Source organism: Cupriavidus sp. 2KB_3, from assembly GCF_052115685.1.
In the GTDB taxonomy this organism is placed as follows: Bacteria; Pseudomonadota; Gammaproteobacteria; order Burkholderiales; family Burkholderiaceae; genus Cupriavidus; species Cupriavidus campinensis.
This window is the reverse complement of record NZ_JBFRHD010000016.1, coordinates 40,865-60,330: the sequence shown is the minus strand read 5'-3', so window position 1 is coordinate 60,330 and position 19,466 is coordinate 40,865. Positions and strand designations below refer to the sequence as shown.

Sequence of the window (19,466 nt, the reverse complement as noted above, 5' to 3'; positions counted from 1 at the left end):
GCCCCTATCCCTATATATATAGGCAGCAGTTCAGACCACGCGCGAATAGCGCACCAGCGGCACTTCGCGCCCCGCGTCCTGGCGCAGGTAGCCGTCGAACACCATCGCCACGCGGCGCACCAGCAGCCGGCCCAGCGGGGTGATGTCGATCCGCGACGCATCGCGCCGCAACAGCCCCTCCGTCGCCAGCGCATCCAGCCCCGCCAGCTCCGGCGCGAAGGTCCGGGCGAAGTCGATGCCATGACTGGCCTCCACCGCCGCGATGTCGAGCGTGCCGTGGCACATCAGCGCGCCGATGATCGCCTTGCGCAGATGGTCGTCGGCGGACATGCCGAAGCCGCGCGCCACCGGCAGCCGGCCCTCGTCCAGCGCGGCGTAGTACTCGTCCGTGGTGCGCGCGTTCTGCGCGTAGTGGCCGGCCACCGCGCCAATCGCCGAGACGCCGAAGCCCAATTGATCGTGCCCCGCGTGCGTGGCGTAGCCCTGGAAGTTGCGTTGCAGGCGCCCGGCCTGCTGGGCGATGGCGAGGTCGTCGTCCGGCAGCGCGAAATGATCCATGCCGATATAGACATAGCCGGCGGCGGTCAGGCGCTCGATCGTGGACACCAGGATGTCGAGCTTCTCGCCGGCGGGCGGCAGCGCCGCCTCGTCGATGCGCCGCTGCGGCTTGAACACATGCGGCAGGTGCGCGTAGCTGTAGACCGAGAGCCGGTCCGGCCGCAGCGTCAGCACGCGGTCGATGGTCGCCGCGAAACGTTCGGTGGTCTGGTGCGGCAACCCGTAGATCAGGTCCATGCTGACCGAGCGGAAGCCGAGCCGTCGCGCCGCCAGCACCACATCGCGCGTTTCCTCGTAGGACTGCACGCGATGGATCGCCTGCTGCACCTCCAGGTCGAAGTCCTGCACGCCAAGGCTGATCCGGTTGAAACCGAGTTCCGCCAGCAGCGCCATGCGCGCATCGGTCACGCGGCGCGGATCGATCTCGATCGCGTGCTCGCCGTCGGGCAGCAGGTGGAAGTGTTGCGTCAGCGCGGCCATTACGCGGCGCATTTCGTCGGGATCAAGGAAGGTCGGCGTGCCGCCGCCCCAGTGCGATTGCATGACCGCGCGGCGCTCCCCGAGCCGGCCGGCCACCATCGCCATTTCCCGGGCGAGGTAGTCGACGTAGCGCGCGCTGCGCGCGTGGTCCTTGGTGATGATCTTGTTGCAGCCGCAGTAGTAGCAGATGTTCTCGCAGAACGGGATGTGCAGGTAGAGCGAGAGCGGCGCGGGCGAGTCGGCGCGGCAGGCGTCGAGCGCGGCGAGGTAGCGCGCGTCGTCCATCTCCGCCTCGAAGCGGTCGGCGGTGGGATAGGAAGTGTAACGGGGGCCGTTGCCGTCGATACGGCCGGCCAGGCTGCGGAAGTCGGCCAGCGCGCGGCGGTCGAACGCCGTGGTGGCAGGCATGCTGGGGAGGGTGGGGGCGGACATGGCGCGCTCTTTTTGCAGGCGAAGATGGTCACGATGCTATGCCGCCGCGCCGCCGCCCACCTTGACGCGCATCAAGCGCACGCCGCGCTTGCGCCCGCAGCCCCGCCGCCGTGGGGCGTTGGCGTCATCCGAGCGTCACGAACGGCCGATAGGCTCTGCCCGCCGTCCCCCCTCCACCCGATTCCAACGCCCGCCGACCATGCGCCCAGCCTCGCCCAGAACGATGTCGCCCGCCGTGCCGGCGCGCCGCCGCATGCTCCGGTCGTTCGGCACACTGGCCGCGATGCTCGCGGCGCCGGCCGCCTTCGCCCAGCCTCAATCCGCCAACCCCGCCGCCGCACAGCGCCGGTCGCTGGTGGTCGGCCACCTGCTCGACCGCGTGGGGCCGCAGGCGGATCTGGCGCGCGACTATCTTGCAGGCGCCAAGGTGCTGTTCGATGCGGCCAATGCCTCGGGCCAGGGGCCACGCATCGTGCACTTGGTGCGGGATGCCGATGCCAGCCCACGCATCGCCACGTCGCAGGCCATCGGCATGGCCGAGTCGGACCACATCGACGTGCTGTTCGGCCCCGGCGACACACTGTTGCCCGCCCTGGCCACCTCGTCCGAACTGAGCCGGCGCGGCGTGCAGATCGTCGCCCCGCTCTCCGGGCTCTCGCTGGCCGCCGACAACATCTGGTTCACGCGCGCCGACTATCAGGCCGAGCTGGACGCCGCCGTGCGGCAGTTGCGCAGCTATGGCCTGAAAAACATCGTGCTGGCCGTGTCGCCCGATTTCGCGGCCGGCACGCTCGCGGCGGGCACGCCGTGGCTCGACCGGATGGAGCGCGACCTCGCTACGCGCGCCGTAACGCTGACTGGCAGTGTCGATGACAGCGCGCGCCGCATCGCCGCAACGCGGCCCGGCGCGGTCATCGTAGCCGGCGACACGCTCGCCTACGGCAGCCTCGGCCGCGCGCTGGCCACGCAGGGTTGGTACGGCTTTCTGGTGGGATTGTCGGCGGTGAGCCCGGCCGCCGCGCGCGAGATTCTCGGCGGCCACTACGCGGGTGGCGTGGTGGTCACGCAGGTGGCGCCCGGCCCGCAGGAATCCACGCTGCGCGTGGTCAAGGAGCACGTGGCGCGGATGAAGCAATACCTGGACGAACCGCCCTCGCCCGCCACGCTGGCCGGCTACATCGGCGCGGCCTGGCTGGTGCGCGCCGCCAGCGCGGCCAGGGCGCCGGGTGCGCTGGAGTTGCGCCGCGCGCTGCAATCGCGCATCGACGTGGGCGATTTCACGCTCGACTTCACGCGCGGGCTGCGCGGCTCGCAGTACGTGCAACTGGCGCCGATCGGCAAGTCGGGCGTGCCGCAGCGCGCCTGACCCAGGCGCCTATATCTATCAGTCGCGCGGCAGCGTGATGCGCACGCGCAGGCCGCCCTCGACGCGGTTGTCCAGCGTCAGCTCGCCGCCATGGCGATTGACGATATCGGCGGCAATCGACAGCCCCATCCCCACGCCCCCGGTGGCCCGGCTGCGCGACGACTCCACGCGGTAGAACGGCTCCAGCACGCGCGGCAACTCCGCCGGCGGAATGCCGGGGCCGTTGTCGCAGACGTCGATCTGCACGCGCTCGGGGCTGTCCGTCAGCACGATATGCGCGGCGCCGCCGTAGCGGTGCGCGTTCTCGACGAGGTTGACCACGGCGCGGCGCAACTCCGCCGGATAGGCCAGCAGCGGCGCGGCGGTGCCGGAGAGCCGCACGTCCTGGCCGAGTTCCTCGGCATCGTCGACGATGGCCTGGAGCAGCGCCTGCACGTCCACGCGCTGGCGCGGGCCGGTGCCGTCGTCGCGGTCACGCAGGTAATAGAGCGTGGCATCGATCAGCCCGTTCATCTCGGCCAGATCCTGCCGCAGCCGGTAGCGCACGTCGTTGTCCTCGATGCGCTCGATGCGCAGGCTCATGCGCGTGAGCGGCGTGCGCAGGTCGTGGGAGACTGCCGCCAGGAAGCGCGACTGCTGCGCCAGCTGCGTGCGGATGCGTTGCTGCATCAGGTTCAACGCCTTGGTGGCGGCGCGCGCCTCGGCCGGCCCCGTGTCATCGTCGAGCGGCGGTGCGTGCACATCCTGCGCCAGCCGGTTCGCGCCGGTGGCCAGCCGCTGCACCGGCCGGGCCAGCAGCCGCGCGCCCACCCACGACGAAATCACGATGGCGATGAACTGGAAGATCATGCCCGGATGCAGGGGCCAGAGCCCGTGCCACGGCGGGAAGCGGCGTGGCGCGCCGGGCGGCTCGCCGCGCCGGTCGGGATTGCCAGGGCGGAACATGCCGCGCTCCCCCGGCGGGCCGCCCTCGCCCCGATCCTCGTCTTCCTCGAAGCGCGGGCCGCGCTGCGGGGGCTCGGGTCGGCGGAATGGCTGGCCGGCGGCAGCGGCCTCCGAGGCCGCCTCGCGCATGCGCTCCTCCCAGCGGGGCGAGCCGGGGCGCGGGAAGAACCCCTCGATGACGGTCACGCCGAGGACGTGCACCGCCACCATGATCGCGGCCATGACCAGGAACAGCCGCAGGAACATCGAATCGAGGGGACGGCGCCGCACAGCGGTGTCCAGCCGGACGGCGGCGGAGGCGTTCGGCGGCGGGGAGGACGCGGCCATGCGTCAGGAATCCACGTTGACCGTGAAGACGTAGCCTTCGCCCCGCACCGTGCGGATCAGGGCCGAGTCGCGTGGGTCGTCGCGCAGCTTCTGGCGCAGGCGCGAGACCAGCAGGTCGATGCTGCGATCAAACACGTCGAGGTCGCGGCCACGCGCCTGGTTGATCAGCATCTCGCGGTCCAGCACGCGGTTCGGGTGCTCGATGAAGGTCAGCAACAGGCGGAACTCGGCGTTCGAGAGCGGCACGACCGTGTCTTCCTCGTCGAGCAACTGGCGCAACGTGGTGTTGAGGCGCCACGCGCCGAACTTGACCTCGTGCCCTGCGGGGGTGGGTGTCGCTCGACGCACATCCGCCCGACTGCGCCGCAGCACGGTGTGGATGCGCGCCACCAGCTCGCGCATCTCGAACGGCTTGGTCACGTAGTCGTCCGCCCCCACCTCGAGCCCGACCACACGGTCGGCCAGCTCGGCGCGGGCAGTCAGCATGATCACGGGGATGTCCGTGCGCTCGCGGATCTCGCGGCACAGCGTCAGGCCGTTCTCGCCCGGCAGCGAGAGGTCCAGGATCACCAGGTCATAGTGGTGCTGCGCCATGGCAGTGCGCATCGACGCCCCGCCTTCGGCCCCATCGGCCGCCATGCCGAACGTGGCCAGGTATTCGGCCAGCATGGCGCGGATCTGGGGATCGTCATCGACGATCAGCAGGCGGGTAGGCAAGGCGGGAGTGAGGTCCATGGCAAAACGGGAGGGATGGGAAACGCCGGCGGGCGATGCGGACAGCCGATGCGCGAAAACTGGCAGGGGCCCGCGCAACAGCCGGCGTCCAACTGTACCAGTTTGCAATATCGGCGCTGTGGCGGCTTTGTATCGGACTTGATACGTGCGCTGTGGATAACTTCGCCTGATAAAACGACGCCCCCGGCACTGCCGCGCCGGGAGCGTTCAACAGGGAAGAGCCAGGCACGCAAGCGTACCCAGCCGCACCGCTAACCGAAGGGCAGGCGCGGCACGGCGCCAGTCGCCGAGGCGTCTGACGCGTCGCCATATTAGAAAGCGCGGGGCGCGCGGTCTTGTCCGCCTTGTATCGGCGGTGATGCGTGGGCTGGGGCGAGGGTGCGGCTCAACCTGCCACGGGCTTGCCGGGCGCGCCCGGCGTACCCAGCAGCGCCTTGAGATTCGCCAACCGGTCCTTGGGGCTCATGGCCGGGGTCTCGTCGACAGGAGCTGGCGCCTCTTCGAGTTTCATTTCGGTGATGAAGCGCGAGGGTTCGCAGGAGTAGGTGTCCCGGGCGCGCTTGCGCTTCTTGCACCAGCTGATCTGGAGGCTGCGCTGGGCGCGGGTGATGCCCACGTACATCAGCCGGCGCTCTTCCTCGATTTTCTCGTCGCTCATGTCTTCGTCCTCGCGCGCGTGGGGCAGGATGCCCTCCTCCACGCCCACCAGGAACACGTGCGGATATTCGAGGCCCTTGGAGGCGTGGAGCGTGGAGAGCCGCACCGCGTCCGGGTCTTCCTCGCGGCCTTCGAGCATGCTCATCAGCGCCACGGTCTGGGTCAGTTCGAGCAGGTTCTTGCCTTCGTCGCCAAAGCCGTCGGCGTTGTCGAAGCCGGTGGCCTCGCCCTCCCCGGCTTCGGCTTCCGGGCGCGTGCCCTTGCGCTTGAGCCAGTCGAGGAATTCGAGCGTATTGGTCCAGCGCGACTGGGCCTGGCGTTCGTCGAAGGTATCGTACAAGTACGATTCATAGTGGATGCCGGCCATCATGTCGTCGAGCAGCACGGTGGCCGGATCGGTCTTGGCGCGGTCCGCCAGCCGCACCATCGACTCGCAGAACACACGCAGCGGCTCCAGCTGGCGCGGCTGGAGCTTGCCTTCGATGCCGCCCATCATCGCGGCCTCGAACAGCGACACCTTGGCCTGCCCCGCGAACGTGCCGAGGGCCTCCAGCGTGGTGTTGCCCACGCCGCGCCGGGGCGTGGTGATGGCGCGGATAAAGGCGGGGTCGTCGTCCGGGTTGGCAATCAGCCGCAGGTAGGCGCAGATATCCTTGATCTCGGCCTTGTCGAAGAAGCTCTGTCCGCCGGACAGCACGTACGGAATCCGCTCGCGCCGCAGGATCTGCTCGAACAGCCGCGCCTGATGGTTGCCGCGATACAGGATGGCGTAGTCGCGGAACTGCGCGCGGCGCTCGAACTTGTGGGCGGACAGGCGGAACACCACCGACTCGGCCTCGTGCTCCTCGTCGTTCATCGGGTGGATGGCGATCGGGTCGCCCATGCCGTGCTCCGACCACAGCTTCTTGTCGAACAGCTTGGGATTGTTGGCGATGACCGCGTTGGCCGCCTCGAGGATGCGCACCGTGGAGCGGTAGTTCTGCTCGAGCTTGATGACCTTGAGGTCCGGGAAATCGGTCTGCAGGCCGCGCAGGTTGTCCAGCGTGGCGCCGCGCCAGCCGTAGATGGCCTGGTCGTCATCGCCCACGGCCGTGAACGCCGGCGCGCGCAGGTGCGAGCCGCCGGCCAGCAGCTTGAGCAGCGCGTACTGGCAGGCGTTGGTGTCCTGGTATTCGTCGACGAGGAAGTAGCGCAGCCGGTTCTGCCATTTCAGGCGCACGGTCTCGTCACGCGCGAACAGCTCGGCGGGCAGGCGGATCAGGTCGTCGAAATCCACCGCCTGGTAGGCGTGCAGCGTGGCCACATAGTTGCGATAGACCGTGGCGGCCTGGTGCTCGTCGGCATTGGCGGCCTGGGCCAGCGCGGTCTCGGGGTCGACCATGCCGTTCTTCCACAGCGAGATCGTGCCCTGCACGCTGCGGATCAGCTTCTTGTCCGTGGTGGCGAGCTGCTCCTGCACCAGCCCGAAGCAGTCGTCCGAATCCATGATCGAGAACTGCGGCTTCAGGCCGACGTGCTCGGCCTCCATACGCAGGATCTGCACGCCGAGCGAGTGGAAGGTACAGACGGTGAGCTGCTTGAGCGGAATCCGCTTGCCCTCGCGCGTGGTCTTGCCCTCCATCAGCTTGCCGATGCGCTCCTGCATCTCCTTCGCCGCCTTGTTGGTGAAGGTGACGGCGGCGATGTGGCGCGGCTCGAAGCCCTTGTCCTCGATCAGGTGGGCAATCTTCTGCGTGATGACGCGCGTCTTGCCGGACCCGGCGCCCGCGAGGACGAGGCAGGGCCCGTCCAGATAGCGAACGGCTTCGGATTGGGCGGCGTTGAGTCCGTGGGTCATGGGTGGGCGGGTGCCGGATGGCGCACGCCTTTGGGGCGCGCGAAAGGCGTCGATGTTAACACGCAGGGTGGCCCGCGCCGGTGCCGGATGGCCGACATCCGCGGCGCGAGTGCTACCAGTGTTTCATCGCGGTAACACTTCGTAAATGTGACGCCTGAGTAAGCATCCGGGGCATGGAGATTGCCTCCTACGATCATGCGGGACCGGCGGCTGTGCGGTCCTGATGACAAATTCGGCACATTCGGAGGCGATCATGAAAACAATGCGAACCCTGGCGAAAGTCACGCTGATCGGTGTCACCCTTGCGGCCTTTGGCGGCTGCGCGGACATGAGTCCCAAGACACGCAACACGGCCATTGGCGCGGGCGTTGGCGCGCTCGGCGGCGCGGCGTTGACCAACGGCAGCGCGCTCGGCACGGTGGGTGGCGCGGCGGTGGGCGGCGTGGTGGGTAACGTCGTCACGAAGGATCGTTGATCCGGCGCGGCACGCGCCTCCGGGGCGGCGGCGGGTAGTCCTTACCCGCAGGCGGCAGGAATTACCGCCGCGCACTCCCCGGCCCTTAGCAAGGTGGCGTTGGCGCCGCGTTGACAAAGGTCAACCCGTCCCGTACATTCACGCGCATCCAACCGGGAGAGCGCGCAGCCATTGCGCCGCCGAAGGGGTATCACCCGAAAACTCTCAGGCACCACGGACCGGTCGGATCGGCATGCAACATGCACACGATGCATGCCGCACTCTGGAGAGCGACACCCGCCCGTGCCCAGGCATGGCGAGCGTGTCCACCGAAGGGGCGCGCGATGCGGCAAGCCGCATCGTAATCTCTCAGGTATCGAGGACAGAGGGGTCATCCGCCGCGGCGGATTGGTGGCATTGCCATCGATCCCCACGGCGGATGACCCTTTTTTCGTTTTCGCTGCCGTATTCGCTCCAGAGGATTTCCCATGACGCTCCAGGCCACGCCCCTTAACGCCATCCACCGCTCGCTCGGTGCCCGCATGGTCGATTTCGGCGGCTGGGACATGCCGGTCAACTACGGCTCCCAGATCGAGGAACACAACGCGGTGCGCGGCGATGCCGGCATGTTCGATGTCTCGCACATGTGCGTGGTGGACCTGTCCGGCCCCAACACGCGCGCCTTCCTGCGCGGCCTGCTGGCCAACAATGTCGACAAGCTCCAGACCCCGGGCAAGGCCCAGTATACGTGCATGCTCGACGAAAAAGGCGGGGTCATCGACGACCTGATCGTCTATTTCTTCGCCGAAGACCGTTTCCGCCTGGTGGTGAACGCCAGCACGGCGGTGGGCGACATCGAATGGATCACGGCCCGCAACGCGGCCACCGGCAGCGGCGTGACGATCACCCCGCGCCGGGGCGACGTGGCGCCGGCCGGCGTGGGCAAGCTGGCGATCATCGCCGTGCAGGGCCCGAACGCGCGCGCCAAGGTCCACCAGGCCTTCCCCTCGACCCAGCCGGCGGACGCGCTCAAGCCGTTCAACGCCGTGGTGGTGCAGGACCCGATGATGGGCGAGCTGATGGTGGCGCGCACCGGCTATACCGGCGAGGACGGCTTCGAGCTGGTGGTGGAGGCCGAGAACGTGGCCGGCATCTGGGAGAAGCTGCAGTCCGTGGGCGTGCGCCCGGCCGGACTTGGCGCGCGCGACACGCTGCGCCTGGAGGCCGGCATGAACCTGTACGGCCAGGACATGGATATCCACACCTCGCCGCTCGACGCCGGCCTGGCCTGGACCGTGGACCTGCAGAGCGAGCGCGATTTCACCGGCAAATCCGCGCTGCTGGCGGCCGGACAACATAAGACATTTGCCGGGCTGATCCTGCGCGACAAGGGCGGGGTGCTGCGTGCGCACCAGAAGGTGATCACCCCCGCCGGCGACGGCGAGATCACGAGCGGCACCTTCAGCCCGTCCCTCTCCCAATCCATTGCCTTTGCCCGGCTGCCGCAGGGCGTTGTGCCCGGCACCGAGGTCCAGGTCGAGATTCGTGACCGCAAACTGACCGCGACTGTGGTTAAACTGCCGTTTGTGCGCAATGGCAAGGCACTCGTGAGCTGAGGCATCCGCCCGGCTGACACCAACGGTCGCCATCACGCCTGCCCGGCTGGCCCCGGCAGGCGAACCGAAACAAGACAAACACTGCATTCCCGGAGAACCCGTCATGAATTTCCCTGCTGACCTGAAGTACACCGAATCGCACGAGTGGGTGCGCGTTGAAGCCGACGGCACGCTGACGATCGGCATTACCGACCATGCGCAGGACGCGCTGGGCGACATCGTCTTCCTGGAGCTGCCCGAAGTCGGCAAGTCGGTAGGCGCCGGCGACGCGCTGGCCGTGGTGGAGTCCGTGAAGGCCGCTTCCGACATCTACGCCCCGGTGGCCGGCGAAGTCATCGCCGTGAACGAGGCCGCGAGCGCCGCGCCGGAATCCGTCAACGCCAACGCCTTCGACGCGTGGCTGTTCAAACTGAAGCCGGCCAATGGCGACGATGTGAACGGCCTGATGACCGTCGACGCCTACAAGGCCAGCGTCGGCGCCTGACGCGCTGTACCAGCCGTCTCCCGAGCCAGGAGGCGGCGCCCGAGATGCCCGCGCGGCGGCCAGGCTGACCACCTGCCGCCCCGCCCCACGAGACACTTGCCATGAACGCCCCTCTTCCCATGAACGCCGCCCAAGGTAGCCGGCCCACGCTGGCCGAACTGGAGGCGCGCGACGCCTTCGCCGCCCGTCACATCGGCCCGGACACCGCCGAACAGCAACACATGCTCAAGGTGCTCGGCTACGAGACGCGCGCCGCGTTGATCGACGCCGTGGTGCCCGCCGCCATCCGCCGCCGCGACGGCATGCCGCTCGGCGAATTCACCGAGCCGCTGACCGAGGAAGCCGCGCTGGCCAGGCTGCGCGGGCTGGCGAACAAGAACCGCGTGCTCAAGAGCTTCATCGGGCAGGGTTACTACAACACGCTCACGCCGGGCGTCATCCTCCGCAATATTTTCGAAAACCCGGCCTGGTACACGGCCTACACGCCGTACCAGCCCGAGATCTCGCAGGGCCGCCTGGAGGCGATGCTGAACTTCCAGCAGATGGTCACGGACCTGACCGGGCTGGACATCGCCAATGCGTCGATGCTGGACGAAGGCACTGCCGCCGCCGAGGCGATGACGCTGCTCCAGCGCGTGAACAAGCACGCCTCGAACACGTTCTACGTGGCGGACGACGTGCTGCCGCAGACGCTGGAAGTGGTACGCACGCGCGCACTGCCGCTGGGCATCGAGGTCAAGGTCGGCCCCGCCGCCGAGGCCGCCGGCGCCCATGCCTTCGGCGTGCTGCTGCAATACCCGGGCGTGAACGGCGACGTGGCCGACTACCGTGCCATCGCCGATGCCGTGCACGCGGCTGGCGGCCTGGTGGTGGCGGCGGCGGACCTGCTGGCGCTGACGCTGATCGTCGCGCCGGGCGAATGGGGCGCCGACGTGGCCGTGGGCAACTCGCAGCGCTTTGGCGTGCCGCTCGGCTTCGGCGGCCCGCACGCCGGCTACATGGCCGTGAAGGATGAATTCAAGCGCTCGATGCCGGGCCGGCTGGTGGGCGTGACCATCGACGCGCAGGGCAACAAGGCGTACCGGCTGGCGCTGCAGACGCGCGAGCAGCACATCCGCCGCGAGAAGGCCACGTCGAACATCTGTACCGCACAGGTGCTGCTGGCCGTGATGGCGTCGATGTACGCCGTGTACCACGGGCCGCAGGGCCTCCAGCGCATTGCCCAGCGCGTGCACCGCCTGACCGCCACGCTGGCCGCCGGCCTGAAGGCGATGGGCGTGACCCCGGTCAACGCCACGTTCTTCGACACCCTGACGCTGGAAACCGGCTTCAACACCGAGGCCATCCACGCCGCCGCCACCGCGCGCGGCATCAACCTGCGCCATATCGGCGCCACCCGCGTGGGTATCTCGCTGGACGAGACCGCCTCGCGCGAGGATGTGGTCGCGCTGTGGGAGATCTTCGCGCATGGCAAGCCGGTGCCGGCATTCGATGCGACCGAGGCGGCCGTCGGCGACGGCTTCCCGGCCGCGCTGGCCCGCCAGAGCGCCTACCTGACGCATCCGGTCTTCAACACGCACCACGCCGAGCACGAGATGCTGCGCTACCTGCGCTCGCTGGCGGACAAGGACCTCGCGCTGGATCGCACGATGATCCCGCTCGGCTCCTGCACCATGAAGCTCAACGCCACCAGCGAGATGATCCCGGTGACGTGGCCCGAGTTCAGCAAGATCCACCCGTTCGCGCCGCTCGACCAGACCGTGGGCTACCGCGAGATGATCGACCAGCTCGAGGCCATGCTCTGCGCCGCCACCGGCTACGCCGCGGTGAGCCTGCAGCCGAACGCGGGCTCGCAGGGCGAGTACGCCGGCCTGCTGATCATCCAGAAGTACCACGCCAGCCGGGGTGAGGCGCACCGCGACATCTGCCTGATTCCCTCGTCCGCGCACGGCACCAACCCGGCGTCGGCCCAGATGGCCGGCATGAAGGTAGTGGTGGTGGCGTGTGACGCCGACGGCAACGTCGACCTGCAGGATCTGGCGAAGAAGGCCGAGCAGCACAGCCAGAACCTCGCCGCGATCATGATCACCTACCCGTCCACGCACGGCGTGTTCGAGCAGGGCGTGCAGCAGATCTGCGAGATCGTGCACCAGCACGGCGGCCAGGTCTACGTGGATGGCGCCAATATGAACGCGATGGTCGGCACCGCCGCGCCGGGCCAGTTCGGCGGCGATGTCTCGCACCTGAACCTGCACAAGACGTTCTGCATTCCGCACGGCGGTGGCGGCCCCGGCGTGGGTCCCGTGGCCGTGGGCGCGCACCTGGCGGACTTCCTGCCGAACCAGGACAGCGTGGGCTATCGCCGCGACGACAACGGCATCGGCGGCGTCTCGGCCGCGCCGTTCGGCTCGGCCAGCATCCTGCCGATCTCGTGGATGTACGTCGCCATGATGGGCTCGGCCGGCCTGACCGCCGCCACCGAGAACGCCATCCTGGCCGCCAACTACGTGGCGCGCCGGCTCTCGCCGCACTTTCCGGTGCTCTACGCCGGCCAGCGCGGGCTGGTGGCGCACGAGTGCATCCTGGACCTGCGCCCGCTGCAGAAGGCCACTGGCATCAGCAACGAGGACGTGGCCAAGCGCCTGATGGACTACGGCTTCCACGCGCCGACCATGAGCTTCCCGGTGCCGGGCACGCTGATGATCGAGCCGACCGAGAGCGAGGCACTGCACGAGCTGGACCGCTTCATCGACGCCATGATCGCCATCCGTGGCGAGATCGCGCGCGTGGAGGACGGCAGCTTCGACCGCGACGACAACCCGCTGCGCCACGCGCCGCACACGGCGGCCGTCATCACCGCCAACGAGTGGACCCACGCGTACACGCGCGAGGAAGCGGCCTACCCGATTGCCTCGCTGCGCACGCAGAAGTACTGGCCGCCGGTGGGCCGGGCGGACAACGTGTACGGCGACCGCAACCTGTTCTGCGCCTGCGTACCAATGAGCGAGTACGCGCAGGACTAAGGCGCCGTGCCTGGCGGTGTCCGGTCTGCCCGGACGCCGCCGGCGCGCTTTGCATCCCGCAGCACACCATCCCTAGCGGAGGTCTTGTCCATGTGGAATCTCAGCGCCCCCTGGTGGGAATTCGTGCTGCGCGGGCTGATCGTCTACGCCGCGCTGCTATTCCTGATGCGCGTGTCGGGCAAGCGCCAGATCGGCCAGTTGTCGCCGTTGGACCTGGTGCTGCTGCTGATCATCTCGAACGCGGTGCAGAACGCCATGAACGGCGGCGACAACTCCGTGACCGCCGGGCTGATCCTGGCCGCCACGCTGTTCGGCGCCGATGTGCTGGTGGGCTACGGCACCTGGCGCAGCCACCGCCTGGAGACGCTGGTGGAAGGCCGGCCCGAGATCCTCATTCACCAGGGCGAAATCTTCCGTGATGTGATGCGCCGGGAGCGCATCACACCGCGTGAGCTGCAGAAAACGCTGCGCCGCAACGGCTGCGAGCGTGTGGCAGACGTGCATTTCGCTATCCTTGAGACAGACGGCACGGTCAGCGTGATCCAGAAGGAGAAGTCCGAGGAAGGGCAGGCAAAGCCGACCATCGACCCGATGTGGCAGGACCCCGCCCGGCCCGATGCCGATATGTCGCTCTGACCCGACACCCGACTGGCGCCCCGACCGGCTCCCCGACTGCTTTCCCGCCACTGCGCCCCTGCGCCCCCGCGCGCCGCCCCCTACCGGAGTTCCCCGTGGCTGTCAGCGTTTTCGATCTGTTCAAGGTAGGTATCGGGCCGTCCAGCTCGCATACCGTGGGGCCGATGCGTGCGGCCCTGATGTTTGCGCATGGGCTTGAGCGGGACGGCCTGCTGCCCCGCGTGGGCAGCGTGCGCGTGGAGCTGTACGGCTCGCTCGGCGCCACCGGCAAGGGCCACGGCACCGACAAGGGCGTGATCCTGGGGCTGATGGGCGATGCGCCCGACACCGTCGACCCGGAAACCATCGAGGCCCGGCTGGCCACGCTGCGCACCCGGCGCACGCTGGCCCTGCTCGGCACGCACGAAGTGCCGTTCGTGGAGCGCGAGCACATCGTGTTCTACCGGCGCGAGGCCATGGCCGAGCATCCCAACGGCATGAAATTCCACGCCTTCGACGCGGATGGCACGCCGCTGCGCGAGGCACGTTATCTGTCCGTGGGCGGCGGCTTCGTGGTCACGGCCGGCGCGCCGAACACCCAGATCCTGGCAGCCGAGCGGCAGTTGCCGCACCCGTTCCGGAGCGGCCGGGCGATGCTGGAGATGGCGCACGCGAGCGGCAAGTCCATCGCCCGGCTCATGATGGAGAACGAACTGACCTGGCGGCCCGAGCAGGAAGTGACCGATGGCCTGCTTCATATCTGGGACGTGATGCAGCAATCCGTGGCGCGCGGCTGTCGCACCGACGGCGAACTGCCGGGGCCGTTCAAGGTGCGGCGGCGTGCGCCCGAGTTGTACCGGGGGCTGACGCTGCACGCCGAGCGGGCGCTCTCCGATCCGCTCTCCGTGATGGACTGGGTCAACCTCTACGCCATCGCCGTCAATGAGGAAAACGCCGCCGGCGGGCGTGTGGTCACGGCGCCGACCAACGGCGCGGCCGGCATCATCCCGTCGGTGCTGCACTACTACGACCGCTTCATCCCCGGCGCCAACCGCGCCGGCGTGGTCGATTTCCTGCTCACCGCGGGCGCCATCGGCCTGCTCTACAAACTCAACGCCTCGATCTCGGGCGCCGAAGTCGGCTGCCAGGGCGAAGTCGGCGTGGCCTGCTCGATGGCCGCCGGCGCGCTGGCGGCGGTGCTCGGCGGCACGCCGGAGCAGGTCGAGAACGCGGCCGAGATCGGCATGGAGCACAACCTCGGCCTGACCTGCGACCCGGTCGGCGGCCTGGTCCAGATCCCCTGCATCGAACGCAACGCCATGGCGTCCGTCAAGGCGGTCAACGCCGCCCGCATGGCCCTGCGCGGCGACGGCACGCACTATGTCTCGCTGGATTCGGTCATCAAGACCATGCGCGAAACCGGCGCCGACATGAAGACCAAATACAAGGAGACGGCGCGCGGCGGGCTGGCGGTGAATATCGTGGAGTGTTGAGCATGCGCCGGCGTATCATGGCGACACCCCCGGTTTGCCAAGAAGAAAACGGCCATGCAGACCTTCCATCAGCTGTTCGACGAGACTTCGTCCACCTTCACCTACCTGCTGATCGACGCCGAGACGCGTGAGGCGCTGTTGATCGATCCGGTGGACCGGCAGTACGCGCGTGACCTGGCGCTGCTGGGTGAGACCGGCGTGCGGCTGGTGTGGATTGTCGAGACCCACGCGCACGCCGACCACATCACCTCCGCCGGGCCACTGGCCCAGCAGACGGGTGCCAACACCGCCGCGCCGTCCGGCTGCGACATCAAGCCCGCGCTGAAACAGCTGATCGACGGTGACACCGTCACCTTCGGCAAGCAGGTGCTGCGTGCGATCCATACCCCCGGGCACACCGCCGGCAGCATGAGCTACCTCTGGGAGGAAGCCACGCCATCCGGCATGGTGCGCCGCATCTTCACCGGCGACGCGCTGCTGATCGACGGCTGCGGCCGCACCGATTTCCAGTCCGGCGACGCCGGCACGCTGTTCGACAGCCTCACCGAGAAGCTCTTCCGCCTGCCCGACGACACGCTGGTCTACCCCGCCCACGACTACAAGGGCCGCACCCAGTCGACCATCGGCCATGAGCGCGCGCACAACAGCCGCGTGGCGGGACGCACGCGCGACGAGTTCATCGTCATGATGCGCAACCTCAACCTGCCCCGCCCCAAGTTGATCGATATCGCCGTGCCGGCGAACCAGCGCCTGGGGCTCGTGACCGGCCGCGATGGGGAAAGCGTGCCCCACGGCATCTGATTTTTCGTTCTTCTACTACCCGGAGTAACAAGCATGGCCGAACACAGTGCCGAGATCACGTGGGAGCGCGGCGACCAGGATTTCGTGGGCAACCGCTACAGCCGCAAGCATGTGCTGCGCTTCGACGGCGGCGCCGAGGTGCCGGGCTCGTCGTCGCCGCACGTGGTGCCGCTGCCGATGTCCGATGCCAGTGCGGTAGACCCCGAGGAAATGCTGATCGCGTCGATTTCGGCCTGCCACATGCTGTGGTTCCTGGCGCTGGCCGCCAAGCAGCGCTTTGTGGTCGATCGCTATGTGGACAAGGCGGTGGGCGAGATGGCCAAGACCGCCGAAGGCCGCATGGCGGTGACCGTGGTGACGCTGCGTCCCGATGTCACATTCTCGGGCGAGCGCCTGCCGACCCGCGCGGACATCGATCACCTGCACCACGCCGCGCACGACGCCTGCTTCATCGCAAATTCGGTGAAATCCGAGATTCGATGTGAGCCGGTGTATCCGCAATGAAGTCCGCCCCTTGATCTTGCAAACGCCTAATACGCGGCACGAAGGAATTCATTTGACTTCGCACCCTGCGCTGCAATACTGAGACCGCACAAGCGGGCACTTGGCCCCGCCGGAGGAGGTACATCATGCATCACAGCAAGCGATGGGGGATGGTGCTCGGCGCCGCAATCGCAGTGGTTGCGGCCGGCGTGCAGGCGCAGTCGAAACCGGTGGCCTATCCGGCCAAGGGCCAGTCCGCGCAGCAGCAGTCCAAGGACGACGGGGAGTGCTATAGCTGGGCCAAACAACAGACCGGGATAGATCCCGCGGTGGTAGCCCAGGCACCGCCGCAACAGCAGGCCCAGGGCGGCCAGCGCGTGCAAGGCGCGGCGCGCGGGGCAGCCGGTGGCGCCGTGGTGGGCGCGATTGCGGGCGATGCCGGCAAGGGTGCGGCGGCCGGTGCCGCGGTCGGGACCATGGCGGGCGGCTCGCGGAATCGCCAGGAACGCCGCAACGTGCAGGCGGCGAACGAACAGAACGCTGCGAGCCAGCAACAGGCGATGGGCAGCTACTGGCAGGCGTGGAAGGCTTGCATGGGTGGCAAGGGGTACACGGTGCAATAAGCGGTTCAGTAAGCAGTTCAGTAAGCGGTGCAGTAACCCCGCCGCCCTGCCATCGGCTTCAGGCTTAGGCTTCCCAACGCTCGCAGGTACGCCGCACGGTTTCGCGCAGGCTGTGCGCATCGGCATCGACGGTGCGCACCCAGTGCGCATCGTTGTCGCGGCTCGAGGCCAGCGCGCGGATATTCTCGAGCGCCTGCAGCGAGCCGAGCGCCTCCGCGTGCGGCACCAGCGCGTCGCAAATCGACAAAATATGATCCGAGATCGGCATCCGCGTCAGTTCGTTCGGATGCACGTACTCGCCCTCCAGCCCGAAGCGGCACGCCTGGAAGCGGTTGAAGGTGTACACCAGGTAATCGTCTTCCTGCGGCATGAACGGCCGTGACAGCAGCAGGTAGCGCGCCAGCGCCTGGATGTACGCCGCGATGTCGCAGGCACGCTCCACGGTCAGCGGGGTGTCCATCACGCGCACCTCGATCGTGCCGAACTCCGGCTTGGGACGGATATCCCAATAGAAGTCCTTCATGCTCTCGATCACGCCCGTGTTGCGCATCTTGTTGAAGTACGCCGTGAAGGCGTCCCACGTCAGCACGTGCGGCGCGCGGCCGCTCATCGGGAACGCCGCCACCGAGTTCAGCCGCGCCGAGGCAAAGCCGGTATCCACCCCCTGCACGTACGGCGACGACGCGGCCAGCGCAATGAAGTGCGGCACGTAGCGGCCGATGGCGTGGAGCAGGAACAGCGACTCGTCCGCGCTCGGGCAGCCGATGTGGACGTGCTGGCCGAACACCGTGAACTGCTTGGCGAGGTAGCCGTACAGCTCGGAAATGTACTGGTAGCGCGGCGAATCGGAGATGGTCCGGTCCGACCATTGCTGGAACGGATGGGTGCCGCCGCCGCAGATGCCCAGGTTCAGCGAGCGGGAGGCACGCGTCATCAGGTCGCGCATGACCGTCAGTTCCTCCAGCGCCTGCGCATAGTCGCGGCAGATGCCGGTACTGATCTCGATCATCGACGGACTGATCTCGGGCTTGATGTCGCCCGCGTGCTGGGCGCCCTTGAGCGCACGCAGCAGGTCCGGCGCAAACGGCGCCAGGTCATAGTCATGACGGTTCACGAGCTGGAGTTCCAGCTCCACGCCAAACGTCAGCGCCTCGGAATGCTTGAACGGTTCGAGCGACATCAGCGCCCTCCTCCATTGTCACGCGCCTCGCCGGCATAGCGCAGCGCCCAGGACGCGATGACCGGCCCCAGCAACTGTTCGATGGCCAGCGCGCACAGGATGATCGATGCCAGCGGCCCGCCGGTGCTCGGGTACAGGCGCGCCACGTCGTTCATCAGCAGGTAGGCCAGCCCCGACATCGGCGCCAGCGCCAGCCCCAGCGCCATGCACTGGCGCAGGCTCAAGCCCGAGAACGATCCGAGCGACACCACGCCGGCCAGCTTCGCCACATGGCGCATCACGACCAGGGCCACCGCCAGCGTGCCACCGACCACCCAGTCATGCGCCGTCAGCGGCAGGCCCAGCGACACCACCATCACGATGATGAGCAGGCTCCCGGCGCTGCCGAAGTGCGCCGGCCACACGTGCGGCTGGCGGTCCTGGTGCTTGAAGACCACGCCGGCCAGCATCAACGTCAGCGGCATGGACAATTTTAGGACGCGCGTCAGCGCCAGCGTGAACAACACCAGCCCCACCAGCACCAGGAAGCTGTAGTGATCGTCCGCAGACATGCGCGCGTACAGCGCGTGCCCGAGCTTGCCGACCACCCACGCCAGCAGGCACGAGCCCACCAGCAGGTAGAGCGGATGCAGCAGCGCCGCGCCGATATTGCCGTATTCGGAATGGAGCCAGCCCGTGGCTACCTGGACGATGGCCGCCGCGTAGATGCTGTTCAGCGCCGCCATGGCCATCAGCCGTTCCGTGACCTGCCCCTCGGCGCGCAGTTCGTTCTTGAGCTGGAGCACGATGGTGGGCGAGGTACTGACCGCGATGCCGCCAGCCAGGATCGCCACGCCCGGCGACGCCCCGAGCCACTGGAGCACCGTGGCGACCAGCCCCCAGGTCAGCAGGCTCTCGGCCGCGCTGGTAAACAATAGCCAGCGGTTGGCGCGCAGCCATGACAGCGACAGCCGGTGGCCGAGTTCGAACAGGGCCAGGGCCAGCGCCATGTCGATCAGCACCCGCGTCTGCAGGATCATGTTGTCGTCGACGATGCTGCGGCCGAGCATGCCGGCGAACAGCCCCACCACCGCGTAGCCGACGATGCGCGGCAGGCCCAGCCAGCGGCGGCAGACCTCTCCGGCCAGGCCCGCGCCAACCAGCGCGAGGCCCACCCAGAACAGGCCGCCCGGCGCCAGCGGCAGGGTCGGGAAAAGTTGGCTCAATCCGTTCATGGCCGACATGGTAACGGAAGCACTTGGGTTGCAGTGTCGGGCTTTGTCCGACCCCCCATGGAAGATGCCGTTAACTCACGGCAACTTCCAAGAAAAAACGCCATCGTCGGCGATGGCGTTTTGTAGGACTTTCAAGAATCAGA

At 68.2% G+C, this 19,466-nt stretch carries 16 protein-coding genes and 2 riboswitches; of the genes, 10 read left to right on the top strand and 6 right to left on the bottom strand.

The genetic code is table 11. The annotated features are described in order from the left end of the window. Positions 1–30: 30 nt before the first annotated feature. Complete coding sequence (gene hemN, locus AB4120_RS17865) at positions 31–1,470, bottom strand: oxygen-independent coproporphyrinogen III oxidase (protein ID WP_441642654.1); 1,440 nt, start codon at positions 1,468–1,470, stop codon at positions 31–33. A gap of 199 nt (positions 1,471–1,669) precedes the next feature. On the opposite strand from hemN, the gene AB4120_RS17860 reads away from it, so the two are divergent. Then, positions 1,670–2,836, top strand: a complete 1,167-nt coding sequence (locus tag AB4120_RS17860; protein WP_149137106.1) for an ABC transporter substrate-binding protein — start codon at positions 1,670–1,672, stop codon at positions 2,834–2,836. A gap of 18 nt (positions 2,837–2,854) precedes the next feature. On the opposite strand, the gene AB4120_RS17855 is transcribed toward AB4120_RS17860, so the two are convergent. The 3 genes from AB4120_RS17855 to AB4120_RS17845 form a co-directional block, all read right to left on the bottom strand. Continuing rightward, positions 2,855–4,108, bottom strand: coding sequence for an ATP-binding protein (locus AB4120_RS17855; RefSeq protein WP_441642653.1), 1,254 nt, complete (start codon positions 4,106–4,108; stop codon positions 2,855–2,857). A 3-nt stretch (positions 4,109–4,111) separates the two neighbouring features. Next, positions 4,112–4,843, bottom strand: a complete 732-nt coding sequence (locus tag AB4120_RS17850) for a response regulator (protein WP_441642652.1) — start codon at positions 4,841–4,843, stop codon at positions 4,112–4,114. 385 nt (positions 4,844–5,228) lie between these two features. Continuing rightward, the gene (locus tag AB4120_RS17845; protein WP_441642651.1) at positions 5,229–7,337 is read right to left on the bottom strand and encodes a UvrD-helicase domain-containing protein; all 2,109 of its coding nucleotides are present in this window, start codon (positions 7,335–7,337) and stop codon (positions 5,229–5,231) included. 253 nt (positions 7,338–7,590) lie between these two features. Here AB4120_RS17845 and AB4120_RS17840 point away from each other — a divergent pair, with 253 nt between their 5' ends. The 9 genes from AB4120_RS17840 to AB4120_RS17800 all read left to right on the top strand — a co-directional run bounded on the left by AB4120_RS17840 (position 7,591) and on the right by AB4120_RS17800 (position 16,929). After that, entirely contained in the window at positions 7,591–7,812 is a 222-nt protein-coding gene (locus AB4120_RS17840; protein ID WP_149137103.1) for a glycine zipper 2TM domain-containing protein, read from the top strand. Positions 7,813–7,955: 143 nt separating this feature from the next. Next, a riboswitch (glycine riboswitch) is annotated at positions 7,956–8,043 on the top strand. A 21-nt stretch (positions 8,044–8,064) separates the two neighbouring features. Beyond that, positions 8,065–8,187: riboswitch (glycine riboswitch) on the top strand. A 92-nt stretch (positions 8,188–8,279) separates the two neighbouring features. Beyond that, positions 8,280–9,407, top strand: coding sequence for a glycine cleavage system aminomethyltransferase GcvT (gcvT, locus tag AB4120_RS17835; protein ID WP_441642650.1), 1,128 nt, complete (start codon positions 8,280–8,282; stop codon positions 9,405–9,407). A gap of 103 nt (positions 9,408–9,510) precedes the next feature. Beyond that, the gene (gene gcvH / locus AB4120_RS17830) at positions 9,511–9,891 is read left to right on the top strand and encodes a glycine cleavage system protein GcvH (protein ID WP_144203399.1); all 381 of its coding nucleotides are present in this window, start codon (positions 9,511–9,513) and stop codon (positions 9,889–9,891) included. 101 nt (positions 9,892–9,992) lie between these two features. Then, positions 9,993–12,914 carry an aminomethyl-transferring glycine dehydrogenase gene (gene gcvP / locus AB4120_RS17825; RefSeq protein ID WP_441642649.1) on the top strand — a complete coding sequence of 974 codons (2,922 nt, stop codon included), beginning with the start codon at positions 9,993–9,995 and terminating at the stop codon, positions 12,912–12,914. 90 nt (positions 12,915–13,004) lie between these two features. Next, complete coding sequence (locus tag AB4120_RS17820) at positions 13,005–13,550, top strand: DUF421 domain-containing protein (protein WP_149137100.1); 546 nt, start codon at positions 13,005–13,007, stop codon at positions 13,548–13,550. A gap of 95 nt (positions 13,551–13,645) precedes the next feature. Continuing rightward, the gene (locus AB4120_RS17815) at positions 13,646–15,022 is read left to right on the top strand and encodes an L-serine ammonia-lyase (protein ID WP_149137099.1); all 1,377 of its coding nucleotides are present in this window, start codon (positions 13,646–13,648) and stop codon (positions 15,020–15,022) included. Between the two features lie 54 nt (positions 15,023–15,076). Then, positions 15,077–15,823, top strand: a complete 747-nt coding sequence (locus tag AB4120_RS17810) for an MBL fold metallo-hydrolase (RefSeq protein WP_441642648.1) — start codon at positions 15,077–15,079, stop codon at positions 15,821–15,823. Between the two features lie 33 nt (positions 15,824–15,856). After that, the gene (locus AB4120_RS17805; protein ID WP_149137098.1) at positions 15,857–16,327 is read left to right on the top strand and encodes an OsmC family protein; all 471 of its coding nucleotides are present in this window, start codon (positions 15,857–15,859) and stop codon (positions 16,325–16,327) included. A gap of 125 nt (positions 16,328–16,452) precedes the next feature. Continuing rightward, positions 16,453–16,929: a glycine zipper family protein gene (locus AB4120_RS17800; protein WP_149137097.1), complete on the top strand. Its 477-nt coding sequence runs from the start codon at positions 16,453–16,455 to the stop codon at positions 16,927–16,929. A gap of 64 nt (positions 16,930–16,993) precedes the next feature. Here the strand turns inward: AB4120_RS17800 and AB4120_RS17795 are convergent, their stop codons facing one another. Beyond that, positions 16,994–18,109 (bottom strand): YbdK family carboxylate-amine ligase, encoded by a 1,116-nt coding sequence (locus tag AB4120_RS17795; RefSeq protein WP_149137096.1) that lies wholly within the window; start codon positions 18,107–18,109, stop codon positions 16,994–16,996. After that, positions 18,109–19,332 (bottom strand): cation:proton antiporter, encoded by a 1,224-nt coding sequence (locus AB4120_RS17790; RefSeq protein WP_187645099.1) that lies wholly within the window; start codon positions 19,330–19,332, stop codon positions 18,109–18,111. The genes AB4120_RS17795 and AB4120_RS17790 overlap by 1 nt, the downstream gene beginning before the upstream one ends. Positions 19,333–19,466: the final 134 nt, after the last annotated feature.

Bases quoted from the DNA above. Each gene is read 5' to 3' on its own strand.
- hemN (WP_441642654.1), bottom strand. From the start codon at position 1,470: ATGTCCGCCCCCACCCTCCCCAGCATGCCTGCCACCACGGCGTTCGAC.
- AB4120_RS17860 (WP_149137106.1), top strand. From the start codon at position 1,670: ATGCGCCCAGCCTCGCCCAGAACGATGTCGCCCGCCGTGCCGGCGCGC.
- AB4120_RS17855 (WP_441642653.1), bottom strand. From the start codon at position 4,108: ATGGCCGCGTCCTCCCCGCCGCCGAACGCCTCCGCCGCCGTCCGGCTG.
- AB4120_RS17850 (WP_441642652.1), bottom strand. From the start codon at position 4,843: ATGGACCTCACTCCCGCCTTGCCTACCCGCCTGCTGATCGTCGATGAC.
- AB4120_RS17845 (WP_441642651.1), bottom strand. From the start codon at position 7,337: ATGACCCACGGACTCAACGCCGCCCAATCCGAAGCCGTTCGCTATCTG.
- AB4120_RS17840 (WP_149137103.1), top strand. From the start codon at position 7,591: ATGAAAACAATGCGAACCCTGGCGAAAGTCACGCTGATCGGTGTCACC.
- gcvT (WP_441642650.1), top strand. From the start codon at position 8,280: ATGACGCTCCAGGCCACGCCCCTTAACGCCATCCACCGCTCGCTCGGT.
- gcvH (WP_144203399.1), top strand. From the start codon at position 9,511: ATGAATTTCCCTGCTGACCTGAAGTACACCGAATCGCACGAGTGGGTG.
- gcvP (WP_441642649.1), top strand. From the start codon at position 9,993: ATGAACGCCCCTCTTCCCATGAACGCCGCCCAAGGTAGCCGGCCCACG.
- AB4120_RS17820 (WP_149137100.1), top strand. From the start codon at position 13,005: ATGTGGAATCTCAGCGCCCCCTGGTGGGAATTCGTGCTGCGCGGGCTG.
- AB4120_RS17810 (WP_441642648.1), top strand. From the start codon at position 15,077: ATGCAGACCTTCCATCAGCTGTTCGACGAGACTTCGTCCACCTTCACC.
- AB4120_RS17805 (WP_149137098.1), top strand. From the start codon at position 15,857: ATGGCCGAACACAGTGCCGAGATCACGTGGGAGCGCGGCGACCAGGAT.
- AB4120_RS17800 (WP_149137097.1), top strand. From the start codon at position 16,453: ATGCATCACAGCAAGCGATGGGGGATGGTGCTCGGCGCCGCAATCGCA.
- AB4120_RS17795 (WP_149137096.1), bottom strand. From the start codon at position 18,109: ATGTCGCTCGAACCGTTCAAGCATTCCGAGGCGCTGACGTTTGGCGTG.
- AB4120_RS17790 (WP_187645099.1), bottom strand. From the start codon at position 19,332: ATGTCGGCCATGAACGGATTGAGCCAACTTTTCCCGACCCTGCCGCTG.